Raw genomic sequence first — 13,388 nt, forward strand, 5'->3', positions numbered from 1 at the left:
AATTGACAGTTGAGAAAAGAAGAGCAAACGCAGGGTTCAAAATGAAAGAAAAGCAAGAGAATTTTGTTAGTAAACGTCCCGAACCACTTCTGACGTTTGCACTATCATGATGGTAAATTTGAATCCTATTTATGTAGGGCTGCTGATGACCGTGAAATTGATTTAAAAGTGCGGACAGTATCCTGATATATAGAATTCCATCCTCTTGTCGTATTGATTAGCTCATGTATATCCAGTAATTTTGAGGTGGCCTTACCCGGCTTTTAGAACCTTAGGGCAGAAGGCATGTTTGGAAGTGGGCGCATGGCATCCCGCAATTGCGTGTAAGGGTCAGATAATGGCTTCCATTGCCATGGCAGCACATGTTTGTATATAGGCAAAGAAGCAGAATGAGTTGTCTTGAATGATCGGTAGGGGAAGGGCTTAATATAATTCTCTCGTTGCCGGCACATGCCAGGTCTTGTGCTATCAGTATGGCTGCCTGCTCAAAGCCTTAAATCTACTCTGGTGGGGTATTTAAATTTTTTTGAATGGATGAAAACTCAGCTAAGGTTAACATAACCATTGCTAAAAACTATGACTCTGAATTTTGCGGGAGCATTCCGCTGCACCTCGTAAACCTGATACAGCCGCACGGCATACTGCTGGTGCTTGACAGAAGTACATTGCGCATAGTGCAGGCCAGCGAGAATGCGGGCCAGCATTTATATATACCTGTGGAAGAATTGCTGGAGCAGCCCTTGTCGCTGTTTCTGCCCGACGGCCAGCTTGAGGAACTCAGAACTAAGATAAGTGCCCACAACAATCAGGAAAAGATACCCCTCAGTCTGACATGGCAGGCAAAGGGGGAGCAGCGAAGTTTTAACGCGCTCGTGCACCTAAAGGAGGGACAGTTGCTGATAGAGTTGGAGGAAAATACCGAGACCGCTGCAGAGCGTTCGTTCATAGGGCTTTATCAGCAAATCAAATACATTACCTCGTTGCTAAAGCAGGCTGGCGATACCGCAGAAGCAGCAGACATCGCCGCCTCAGAAGTGAAAAAACTGACTAATTTTGACCGCGTGCTGGTATACCAGTTCGACCCGCAGTGGAATGGCATCGTGATAGCACAAGCCAAAGAGGAAAGCATGGACGATTACATGGACCTGCGCTTCCCGGCTTCAGATGTGCCCAAGCAGGCGCGTGACCTTTACTTCAGCAATCCATACCGCCTCATTCCCACCCGCATCTACGAGCCGGTGCGCCTCATCCCAATCGTTAATCCACTGACGCAGCGCTTCACCGATCTTTCGGACTGCAATTTGCGCAGTGTGGCAGCCGTACACCTCGAGTACCTCGCCAACCTGGGTGTGATGGCTTCCATGTCGCTGCCCCTGATTATTGACAACAAACTGTGGGGGCTTATCTCGTGCCATCACAGGGATGCCATCAGCCCGAGTTACGAATTGCGCTCAGCCCTGGAACTGCTCTCTGGTATCATTTCTGCGCAGTTGGCGGCAAAAGAGAAGGAGCGCGCCATCCTGCTCCGGGCAAAGCTGCACGGAGTTCATGGCCGGTTATTGGGGCAATTGTACGGGAGCCCGGATTTTGTAAGTGGGATTTTGAGCGGGGATACAAGTCTGCAGCACCTGCTGGCCTTGACGGGCGCGGCGGTGCTGTATGAGGGCAGCATCTGGACGAGCGGTGAAACCCCCGGCAGGCAGGAGCTGAAAGAACTGGCAGGGTGGTTGCGGCGCAGCAAAACAGACAGGCTGATGGCCACCGACAGCCTTCCGCATTTATATGCCAGGAGCAAAGATTACAAAGAGGTTGCAAGCGGCCTCATCGCCCTGCCCATCAATGCAGACCAGGGCGAATATATACTGGGTTTCCGCCCGGAGGTAATCCAGACAGTGCGTTGGGGAGGCGACCCGAACAATGCCATCCAACTGGAACCGGACGGTAAGACGTACCACCCGCGCAATTCTTTCGCAACCTACCAGGAGACGGTGAAGTATACATCGCTGCCCTGGCAGGCGGAAGAGTTGGAGGCCGCGGAGGTCCTGCGAAGTTCTGTACTGGAGAAAATCATCAAGGAGAAGTAACAAAAAAACCAGTTCCTGCCGGAATTTTGGAGAGATGCATGATTGACATGAAAACACCAGAGCGTACATCAGCGCTGCCTACGCCGCCCTCAGATCATTACCTCGTTGGCATCGGCGCCTCTGCCGGGGGTTTGGAGGCCATCCATATCCTCTTCGACCATTTCCCCAATAACTCCAGCTTTTCCTTCGTCATCATTCAGCACCTGTCGCCGGACCACAAAAGCCTGATGGCGGAACTGCTCACGAAGCACACGCGCATGCAGGTGCAGGAGGCCGAGGATAAAATGCTCACCAAGCCAAACTGTGTTTATGTGCTGCCCAGCGGCAAGCAGCTGACCATCGAGCACGGACGGCTGCGCCTGATCAGCAAGGAGCGGAACCGGGAGCCCAATTATGCTATAGATGTTTTCTTTGAGTCCTTGGCCAAGGACCGTGGCCGCTATGCCATCGGCGTGGTGCTGTCCGGCACAGGCACCGACGGCACCAAGGGCATCAAAGCGATCAAGGCAGCCGGGGGCATGGTGGTGGTGCAGGAGCCGGCTTCCGCTAAGTTCGACGGGATGCCCCGCAGTGCCATTGAGGCCGGGTTTGTGGATTATGTGTTGCCGCCTGACCTGATGCCGCATGAAATAATGGAGTACACCCGGAAAGTTCCGTTGGTGCTGTCGGCCATAAAAGACAGAGACGTGCAGGACGAAGAGGAAGTGCTGAATGAAATTCTGGACCTTGTCTGCGCCCATACCAATACCGACTTCAACAATTATAAGAAGGCCACTATTAACCGCAGAATCCGGAAACGGATGGATTACCTGAGGGTGAGCGATCTGCATGGCTACCTGGATTATCTGCAGGAGAACCCGGCCGAGATCAAGCAGCTTTGCCAGGAATTCTTTATCAACGTCACCAGGTTTTTCAGGGACAAAGAGGCCTTTGAGCTGCTTGAGCAGGAGGTGATTCCCGAAATAATCGCTGGCAAGGATGTGGATGAGCCCGTGAAGGTGTGGGTAGCCGCCTGTAGCACAGGCGAGGAAGTATATTCCCTGGCTATCTTATTCCGGGAGGCTTACCAGCGTCTGGGGCGGGAGCCCATGGTGAAGCTTTTCGCCACCGACATAGACCAGCGGGCCGTATCGCAGGCTTCTAAGGGAGTTTACCCGGCAGCCATCTCCGAAGACATCAGCGCAGATCGCCTGCAGCGCTTCTTTCACCTCAAGGGCACGCGGTATGTGGTAAGCGAGGAGATCCGGCGGCTGGTGGTGTTTGCGCAGCACGATCTTCAGAAAGACCCCCCGTTCAGCAAGATCGACCTGATCACGTGCCGTAACATGCTCATATACCTCAATCCGGGGCTACAGAACAAGGTGCTTTCCCTTTTCCCGTATGCCCTGAACCTGAAGGGCTACCTGCTCTTGGGCCCCAGTGAGCACATCGGGGAACTGAAGATGTTGTTCTCTGAGGAAAACCGTAAATGGAAATTGTACCGAAAGGTGAAAGAAGGGAATGCCATACAGCAGCGGTACGGGATCACGGACTACACGCCACCGGTGGCAGCATCAAGCCAGACTGGGGGGTATAAGGTTTCGCACGTGGCGAAGTACAACGATCTCTTCATGGACGCCGTTGCCGAGGACTTCAAGGTGACGGGCCTGTATGTGGATGAGAACTACCAACTGCTGCACGGGATCGGCGACATCAACCGTTTTCTGAAATTCCCAGACAGGCGGCTGCATTTTAACCTGCTGAAGATGGTTTCTGAGGAGCTGGCCGTCACCTTGAGCGTGGGCATCCGGAAGGCGCTGAAGCAAAACAAAAAGATAGTCGCCCGCCCGGTGACGATTAAGGTCGATAAGAAGGAGCAGATGGTGCACGTCTCGATGAAACCTGTTTTAACAGACCCGAACCAGCCCAAGGTGATTCTCGTGCTGCTGCAGGAGCAGGGCCCTGCCAATTCCCCGCTTAAAATAACAGAGGCCTCCACTGTTCTGGAGGCGGACTATTACCAGCAACTGACCACGATGGAACTGGAGCTGAAGGAAGCGCGCGAGAGCCTCCATCTGACGGTACAGGACCTGAGTACCTCCAACGAGGAGCTGCAGTCCAGCAACGAGGAGCTGATGTCGAGCAACGAGGAGCTGCAAAGCTCCAACGAGGAGATGCAGTCGCTGAACGAAGAGCTGCACACGGTTAACTCGGAGCACCAGCTCAAAATAAAGGAACTGCAGGAATTGAACGAGGACCTGGACAACTATATCCGAAGCTCCAACATCGGGCAGCTATTCGTGGACCATCACCTTGTGATCCGTAAGTTTACGCCCATCGTCAAAGAGATCATCAACATCATCGACAGCGATGTGGGCAGGCCAATTCACCACCTGTCGCATAACCTGAACTATTCGCGCCTGTTGGAGGATATCCAGTATGTGAACAACACTTCATCCGAGGTAGAGCAGGAGATAGAAACCGCCAAAGGGCAGTACTACCTCATGCGCATTATCCCTTACCTGAAGCACGATGGCAACAAGGACGGGGTGGTGCTGTCGTTCGTGGACATCACGACTCTCAAAACGCTTAGCAACGTGGTGCAGGGGGTGCTCAACAGTTCCCTGAGCAGTATTATGGCTTTCAAGGCTGTGCGAAACGAAAAGCAGGCCATCGTTGATTTCAACTGGACCCTGTTGAACCGGCAGGCGGAGGAACTCATCGGAAAAACATATGCCGAGCTAACCGGTACGGGTGTGCAGCAGGAGTTGGGTTTTCTGAAGAAAAGCGGCCTGCTAAAGAAGTACGAGAACGTGGTGGAGTCCGGGCAGCCGCTGCACATTGAGCAGCAGCTGCAGATAAACAGGCAGAAGGCGTGGTATGAGATCGCGGCCGTGAAGATGGGAGACGGCCTGACGGTAACGATGGCGGATATCACGGCCAAGAAGAACAGCGAGGAAAAGATCCTGATGGCCTATGAGGAGCTGAAGAAGGCAGAGGAGAACCTGATCAGGCTGAACGATGAGCTGGAGCGGCGCGTGGAGGAACGTACGCAGGAACTGGCTTCCAGCGAGGAGCGGTTCAGGCTGGTTTCGATGGCGACGAACGATGTGGTCTGGGACTGGAACCTGGTGAGCAACGAGCTGTGGTGGAGCGATAGCCTGGCGGCCATTCTGGGGTATGATGTGAGCGAAATGGGAACGGGTGTGAAAGGGTGGTTCGAGAAAGTGCACCCCGATGACCGCGAGGAAACCATGAAGGGCATTAACAACGCCATCAACTATGGAAAAGACCAATGGGCGGGTGAGTACCGCATCGCACGGGCAGACGGTTCCTTTGCCTATGTTTCCAACAGGGCCTATATCATGCACAACGAATACCAGATCCCGTACCGCGTGCTGGGCTCGTTCATCGACTTGTCGGACCTGCGGGCCACGCAGGAGAAACTGCAGCACACGAACGAGCACCTGCTGCGCGTAAATGCCGACCTCGACACCTTTGTCTATACGGCCTCTCATGACCTGAAGGCCCCGGTGGCCAATATCGAGGGCCTTGTACTGCTCTTAGAGGACCAGATCGGGGAGGCAGGGCCGCTGCCGGGCATGCCGACAGAGCCCCTGTTCAATATGGTGAAGGGATCGATCAGCCGATTCAAGAACGTGATAAAAGACCTGACGGACATAGCGAAAGTGCAGCGCGATGTTGACGGAGGCGCCGAGTCAATTGAGCTACTGGAGGTGCTGCATAACGTGAAGCTTAACATACAGGAGCATATCAATTCTTCCGATGCCGAGCTGCAAGTGGATTTTACGGAGGCTTCCCGCATTAACTTTTCAAGGAAGAACCTCTATAGCATTCTATATAACCTCGTGATCAACGCCATCAACTACAGTGCCCCGGAAAGGAAGCCAGAGATCAGCCTTTTCACAAAGCTGGAAGATGGCTATATAACCCTGACCGTAGCTGACAATGGCTTGGGAATGAGCGAGGACAACCTGTCGAAGATATTCACGCTCTTCAAACGCTTCCACGCGCACGTTGACGGCACCGGCATGGGGCTGTACATCGTGAAGCGCATCATGGACAATGCCGGCGGCAAAATAGAGGTGGAGAGCGAAGAGGGGATCGGCACCACTTTCAGGCTTTACTTCCCAGCCGAAGAAGCTGAAGCAATCGAGGGTGCCGAAGAATAGCGTTTCAAAAGCTTTACCCTGAAAGTCAGCTTCCTTGCAGGGCTTTGTGCATCACCTGCAGGCGGACCCCTCTATCCATGCAACGCGCGGTATGTCAAACGGAATGTCAGCGTCATGCTATATATAAGTTGGTGGTGCCCACTGCACCTGCTACCTGGGATCCTGGTTTGTCTGTGAGGTTTCGGCAATTTCCGTCATCAAACTGGTGAAGCTGCCGGTGTTGAGGGTGAACCTTGCCTGTCCGTTTACCACACTGATGCGCGCGCCTTCATTCATCTCGCGGGATTTGTCGGTGACGAATATGCGCAGCATCCTGACCTGATCCGGAAGACCGGTGAGCGTTACTTCGCGGGTAGCGCCGTTGTTCACCAGGTGCACCACGTAGCGGCCCTTCCCGTTGTCGCCGAGGGCCGCACTCGTTATGTTTGGCCTGTCTGCCGTAACCGGCATCGCCAACAGGCCTTCCGGAGTGGCGCCAAGTTGTTTCAGGTTCCAGAAACGCTGCGTGGGGCGAAGGGGGGAGGTATCCCCAAAAATGCCCCCGCCGGAAAGCGGCGAGTAGTCGGCGGTGAGTTGCCACTGCAGGATGGTGAGCGGCTGACAGATAGCCAGAATCCGGGTATAGAGGTTTATTTCTTCACGGGCGTACGTCTCCTCCTCAAATATCCCCGGGTAGTTCCAGGCGGCCGCGTCGATACTGCCTTCTCCCACAATCAGCGGCAGGTTGAGCTTTGTGGCGGCGTCTGACCACTTCTGTAGTGTTTCCTTTTCCCATCCCCGCCACGAGTGGAAGGACAGCGCACCTATATAGGGCCTTGCTTTCGGGTCTTCCATGGCCGGATATATAAAGGCGTAGGAGTTGGCATCGGAGTTGTCGCCCAGCAGCAGTTTCGTTTGCAGGCCTCGCTTTGCAAAATAGGCCCCAAGACCCCGGATCAGTGCGGCATGCTCTTCCGGCGTCTGTCGGATGTTGATGCCCAGGTCGGACTCATTAAAGGAAAACAGCTGCACCTCCACCCCATAGGCATCCCGCAGGTAAGCTATATAATCAGCGATGGATTTATAGATGGCATTCATGTTGGCTTCTGCCAAGGGGTTCCCCCACACGCCGTCCTGACCCGGCCGCAGCTTTGGTTCTCCCACCACCGCCCATGCCGGCCCCGACCAGGCAGAAAGAATCACGGGGATATTCATTTTAGAGAGGCGCTGCGCCATCTCCATTGATTGCTGCACATGCGGGTGCAATGTTCCGGCCTTTGCTGCTTTGATAGGGTCCGATTTTAGCTCGGGCTGCCACAAGTGCCACGGCATTTCCACGCGCCCCCAGGATACACGCAGGTTCTGGAGGCTGTAATCGATCACCTGAGGGTCTGTTTTGGCATTTTGCAACCTGAAGTTACCCCCGATGCCGGCAAACGCCCGCCCCGTCTCCGCGGTGTTTAACTTCAGCGTGACAGGCTTCCTGTCGATCTCCCCGGTTGCTCGCAGCAGAAACGTTTGCTCCTCGACCTGGCCCTGCTTGACCGGCCCCAGGTGCACCGGCAGATAAAGCTGCAGGTTCCTGCTGTTCTCAGCGGAGCCACGGGTGAGGATAACCACGCCAGGCGCGCTGAACAGGATCTCTAACTGCCTGCTGTTGGTCATCAGCTTCACGCCGTTCGCCGTGGCACGCATCAGTTCCTGCGCTCCACCCGTAGTTTGTGGTTTCTGGGGTTGTCCCAATGGCTTGATCAGCTGGACCGATCGTTCAGAGAATTCTTCGCCCGGAAGCGCGACGCTGAAAAAAACACCGGCAATGCTTGTGTCGGCTTTGGCGGTTACCTGTACCGTTACCTTTGCCTGCCCGGTCCCCGTGTCTTCTACCGTCTCTGTCAGGAGCAGGCTATCTATACGGGTGGTCACGATCTGTTTCCTGCCCTCCCGCGCATATGTTGGCCGCTGCCGTTCTTTGCCCGTTGCGCTGATTTGCCGCCAGTCATTGCCCACTACCCGCAGGCTGGTCTCAAACTCCATCAATTGGCCCTCTATCCGTATGCCTTTTATGTTTCCCCATGCCGCTACCTCCGCCTGGCTGTAGGTCTTTTGCATGCTGGCACCACAGAGCAGTAGAACGAGTGCTATATATAACAGGCAGCTTTTCAGGGAGAAGGCGTCAGGGTTCTTCATATAGTTTGAGTTAAAGTGTTTTTAAGAGATGATGCATTAAGTAGCAGGCATGCAGGAACATAAAATGAATAGAACCGTTCGGCAAAATTCCCCGGGAAGGAAGCACACACCCAATATAAGCAATCTGAAATAAGAAAAGCGGGTAGGAGGTATATTAAACAAATAGGACCGTATAGCTGCGGGCGCAGCTTTTGTAACTGTTATACCAGATCATATATACCCTCCCTTTGATACAGTAAAAATCGCAATCTCTTTCAATTCAAAAGATGAAGCCATATATGGAAGAGGCTTTTTGCGACTTGGAATTGAGTGGATTTGTTTCGGGGAAGCCATAATGGGCCATTGCCTTACTTTATCAGGAGGAGCGAAATAATCGGATAAACAGCTGCATCGGGACGAACAGAAAGAGCTCTGCTGCCTGCTACCAGGCATCGCCTATATCGTCTTTTGTGCCGGAGGGGCCCTGGAAGCCGGTGCGTGGGCTAAAGGGGGTGCCACGGCCTTCCAGATGATCTTTCATATCGAGGTGCAGTTTTATCCGGTCGAGCGCCAGGAACTCCTGCCAAAGCCGCTGGTCCTTCTCAGTCATCCGGCCGATCAGCTCCTGCAGCTGCAGACTTTTCCCCCCGGCGACGGCATCGGCGAGGTAAGTATCTGTGCGCAGCAGCGTGTTAATCTGCTGGCGGAAATGGGCGTTCAGCAACCGGTATTTTTCCTCGTCCCATGCTGGATGTAGTTCCTCTGCGTCCATGAGCCTGTGTAGTAAGTTAGTTTTCTAAAGAAAGGCGCTGATCTGCTAATGGTATATATAAAAAAGTGAAGGCTCTCACAAATGGAGAGCCTTCACAAATATTTGAAAATTACTTTTCAACTTTTAGCCATGTTTATATACGGTTGATGTAGAAGAAGAGTTTAAGAATATTTGAAAATAGGTGCAAAAAAATCAGCAGCCTGCTGCCTCATGCTAAATCTGTAAATGCAATGCCCGCTTACAGATACTTTGTAGAAGCAGAAGTGCCTGCCCAAAAAGAAGGAGACTTGCGCAGAATTAAGTATATTGTTTCTGAAATTTTTGGCAATACGCCAGCAGGGATTTATAAATTCTTAGCAAAAGAGGCAGCAGATCTGCTTACGTACACGAGTCAACTTATTGGCAATGAGAAGAAAGCTTTATTGGATGGCCTTTCCCCTGGCAACCTTCCTGGTGCTGGGCTGCGGAAAAAGCACCGATGCGGTTCAGGAACAGGAAACGGATCGGTACAGCGGCTGGCGCACCTATGCCGGTAGCAAGGACGGCAACCGCTATTCCACCAACACCGACATCAACAAAGAGAATGTGCAACAGCTGCAGGTGGCCTGGACGTACAGCACCCGCGACAAAGACCCTGACAACCGGTCCCAGATGCAGTGCAATCCAATCGTGGTGGATGGGGTGCTCTATGGCACCTCGCCGAAGTTGAAGCTCTTTGCCCTGGATGCCGCGACCGGGGAGCAGAAATGGCTGTTCGACCCCTATCACCTGCCCGGCGCAGATCCCGACGAGATGGCGTCCTTCAACGTGAGCAGGGGCGTTACCTACTGGCAGGGCCAGGACGGGAAAGAGCAGCGGATCCTGTATGCCGTGGGGCCTAAGTTATATGCCATTGATGCCGCCACGGGCCGGCCTGTCAGCGGCTTTGGGGAGAGCGGCTGGATTGACCTGCGGCAGAACCTGGACCTGGAGTACGATGCCTCGGAAGCCTATGCGGTAGGAACCACGCCCGGCGTTGTTTACAAGGATTTATATATCACCGGCATGCGCCTCTCCGAGGGAGCGGATGCTATTCCGGGCCACATCCGGGCTTTCGATGTGCGCACAGGCGAACGCCGCTGGATATTCCACACCATCCCTTACCCGGGAGAAAAAGGCTACAATACCTGGGACAATCCCGACAGCTGGCGCAGGATCGGGGGGGCCAACAACTGGGCTGGCATGGCGCTGGATGAGGAAAGAGGCATTGTCTATGTTCCCACCGGCACGGCCTCCCCAGATTTTTACGGAGGTATCCGGAAAGGGCAGAACCTGTTTGCCAACAGCCTGATCGCACTTGATGCGAGCACCGGGAAGTATATATGGCATTTCCAGGTGGTGCACCACGACCTCTGGGACCGGGATCTGGCGGCTAACCCGAACCTGGTGACGGTGCAGCACGAGGGCCGGACCATCGATGCCGTGGCCCAGATCACGAAGCATGGCTATATATTCCTTTTCGACAGAACCAGCGGAAAGCCTGTTTTTCCGATCGAGGAAAAGCCGGTGCCGACAAATACCGGTCTGGCAGGCGAGGAGGTATGGCCCACGCAGCCCATTCCGACACTGCCTGAGCCTTTTGCCCGCCAGGATTTTGGCCCCGACCAGGTCACGGACCTGACGCCGGAAACGCACGCCCATATGATGGCGCAGTACAAAAAAGTGCAGGACCGGGTGATGTTCGCGCCGCCCAGCAAAAACGGCGGGTGGATTTTCCCCGGGTTTGACGGGGGAGGCGAGTGGGGCGGAGCCGCCGTGGACCCTGCCACCGGCATCCTGTACGTGAACAGCTCGGAGATGCCCTGGAGCCTAACGATGGTGGATGTGCCAAAGCAGGAAGCCCTGACGGAGGAAAACAGCGGCCCCGTCACTTACGCCAAATACTGCGCCTCCTGCCACGGCAATGAACTGGAAGGAAACGGCGCTTCTTACCCGGCGCTGGTGAGCATCGGTGAAAAATTCAAGGAGAAAGAGCTTTTAAGCATTATCAACAACGGCAGGAACATGATGCCTTCCTTCAGGCAGATTCCTGCGCAGGAGAAGCAGGCCCTCGTAGGGTTCCTGCTGCACAAGGAAGAAAGAGGCGCCGCAGCGGTGGCCGCCTCTGCCGCCTCGGCTGCTCCACCCAAAGAGCCGACCGGCAGCGACAAGATAAAGAAAAGCGTGATGGACGAGGTGCCTTACCGCATGACGGGCTACAACCGCTTCCTGGATAAAGAGGGCTACCCAGGCATCAAACCGCCCTGGGGCACCCTGAACGCCGTTGACCTGAACACCGGCAAATTGCTTTGGAAAGTGCCCCTCGGGGAGTATGAGGAGCTTACAAAAAAAGGCATTCCGCCCACTGGCACCGAAAACTACGGCGGTCCGTTGGTAACGAAGGGCGGTCTGGTGTTTATCGCGGCTACCAAAGACGAGAAAATCAGGGCTTTTGACAAGGAAAGTGGCAAGGTGCTGTGGGAGGCGCAACTGCCTGCCGCCGGGTACGCCACGCCTGCCACCTACAGCCTGAACGGCAGGCAGTATGTGGTGATTGCCTGCGGCGGCGGCAAAATCGGGAGTCCCTCCGGTGACCAGTATGTGGCCTTTGCGCTTCCTGAAAGTGTGAAATAGAAAGGGTTTTTGCTTATATATAATTACTGACCAGTCTGTTACGATATGGATTATAAACTTATAAAACAGGGCATCTTGATGGCGTGCTTAATACTGAGTATCCCGGCGGCGGCGCAGCATCTACGCGTGAGCGACAACCAGCGTTACCTGGTAAAGGCAGACGGAACCCCGTTCTTTTACCTCGGCGATACGGCCTGGGAGCTGTTCCACCGACTGAACCGCGAGGAGGCGGATATGTATCTGAAAGACCGGGCAGAAAAGGGCTTTACCGTGATACAGGCGGTGGCGCTGGCGGAGATCAACGGCCTGCGCGACCCGAACCCTTACGGGCACCTGCCGCTGCACAACGAAGACCCCACCAAACCCAATGATGCCTATTTCCAGCACGTGGACTACATCGTGAACAAGGCAGCGGAACTGGGGCTGACCATCGGCATGCTGCCTACCTGGGGCGACAAGATTTTCAAGAACAGCTGGGGAGTCGGGCCGGAGATTTTCACTCCTGAGAACGCGAGGGTATATGGGGAGTACATTGGCCGCCGCTACAAAGACAAGCCCATTATCTGGGTTTTGGGCGGCGACCGTTTGCCGCGCCACGAGCAGGATGAGGCGATCTGGCGGGCCATGGCCGAGGGCATCGTGGCCGGGGCAGGCGACGGTGACGCGGACAACGTGATGATGACGTTCCATCCCCAGCCGAAGGAAGACGGCGGCTCCTCCACCTGGTTTCACAACGACCCCTGGCTCGACTTTAACATGTTCCAGACCGGCCACTGCCGCGATGTGCAGGTATATGAGAAAATCACCCACGACTACAACCTGAAACCCGTTAAACCCACCATGGACGGGGAGCCGATCTATGAAGAACACCCGATGTGCTTCAACGCAAAGGAGAAGGGCTATACAGCGGCGTGGGATGTGCGGCGCGCAGCGTACCAGGACTTGTTTGCCGGTGCCCATGGCCATACTTACGGCTGCCACAACATCTGGCAGATGTACGACACCAACAGGGAAGGCATCAACGGACCAACCAAAACCTGGAAAGAGTCGCTTGACCTGCCGGGGGCGCGGCAGATGACGTTTGTGCGCGCGCTGATAGAGTCAAGGCCGTTTCTGGTGCGTATGCCGGACCAGCAACTGGTGCAGGAGGCCTATGCGGGTACAGAGCGCATCCAGGCTACGCGGGGCGAAGACTATGCCTTTATATATAGCACAGCCGGCAAACCCATCGAAGTAAACATGGGCATTATCTCCGGGAAGCAGGTAAACGCCTCCTGGTACAACCCGCGCACAGGCACCTCTACCTTTATCGGGAAATTCAAGAACACCGGAAGTAGAACCTTCACACCCCCTACCAGCGGGCCGGATAATGACTGGGTGCTGCTGCTGGATGATGTGAATAAGGGATATAAACCACCGCAGCATACAAAACCGTAAGAGAGTTGGCAAGAAAAAGAGTTTATTGATTGCATATATGACCGACAGTGGCAGCGGAGCATTTACCCGCTGCCACTGTCGGCGTTTAGCAGGAGACCATCTGAATAGAGACCCCTTTTTCGATAT

6 protein-coding genes are annotated in these 13,388 nt (G+C 54.5%); 4 read left to right on the forward strand and 2 right to left on the reverse strand.

Annotated elements, in window-relative coordinates; all coding sequences use genetic code 11:
- The first annotated feature begins 530 nt into the window (after positions 1–530).
- Both ABD920_RS09215 and ABD920_RS09220 read left to right on the forward strand, forming a co-directional pair.
- Positions 531–2,084 carry a GAF domain-containing protein gene (locus ABD920_RS09215; protein WP_345158480.1) on the forward strand — a complete coding sequence of 518 codons (1,554 nt, stop codon included), beginning with the start codon at positions 531–533 and terminating at the stop codon, positions 2,082–2,084.
- A 47-nt stretch (positions 2,085–2,131) separates the two neighbouring features.
- Positions 2,132–6,256 (forward strand): chemotaxis protein CheB, encoded by a 4,125-nt coding sequence (locus ABD920_RS09220; RefSeq protein WP_345158481.1) that lies wholly within the window; start codon positions 2,132–2,134, stop codon positions 6,254–6,256.
- Positions 6,257–6,406: 150 nt separating this feature from the next.
- On the opposite strand, the gene ABD920_RS09225 is transcribed toward ABD920_RS09220, so the two are convergent.
- Positions 6,407–8,422, reverse strand: a complete 2,016-nt coding sequence (locus tag ABD920_RS09225) for a glycoside hydrolase (RefSeq protein ID WP_345158483.1) — start codon at positions 8,420–8,422, stop codon at positions 6,407–6,409.
- Between the two features lie 421 nt (positions 8,423–8,843).
- On the reverse strand, positions 8,844–9,173 hold the full coding sequence (locus tag ABD920_RS09230; RefSeq protein ID WP_345158484.1) for a hypothetical protein: 330 nt from the start codon (positions 9,171–9,173) through the stop codon (positions 8,844–8,846).
- Between the two features lie 405 nt (positions 9,174–9,578).
- On the opposite strand from ABD920_RS09230, the gene ABD920_RS09235 reads away from it, so the two are divergent.
- Both ABD920_RS09235 and ABD920_RS09240 read left to right on the forward strand, forming a co-directional pair.
- Entirely contained in the window at positions 9,579–11,825 is a 2,247-nt protein-coding gene (locus ABD920_RS09235) for an outer membrane protein assembly factor BamB family protein (RefSeq protein ID WP_345158486.1), read from the forward strand.
- 78 nt (positions 11,826–11,903) lie between these two features.
- On the forward strand, positions 11,904–13,262 hold the full coding sequence (locus ABD920_RS09240; protein ID WP_345158488.1) for a glycoside hydrolase family 140 protein: 1,359 nt from the start codon (positions 11,904–11,906) through the stop codon (positions 13,260–13,262).
- Positions 13,263–13,388: the final 126 nt, after the last annotated feature.

The sequence above is a fragment of the Pontibacter saemangeumensis genome, from assembly GCF_039541895.1.
GTDB lineage: Bacteria > Bacteroidota > Bacteroidia > Cytophagales > Hymenobacteraceae > Pontibacter > Pontibacter saemangeumensis.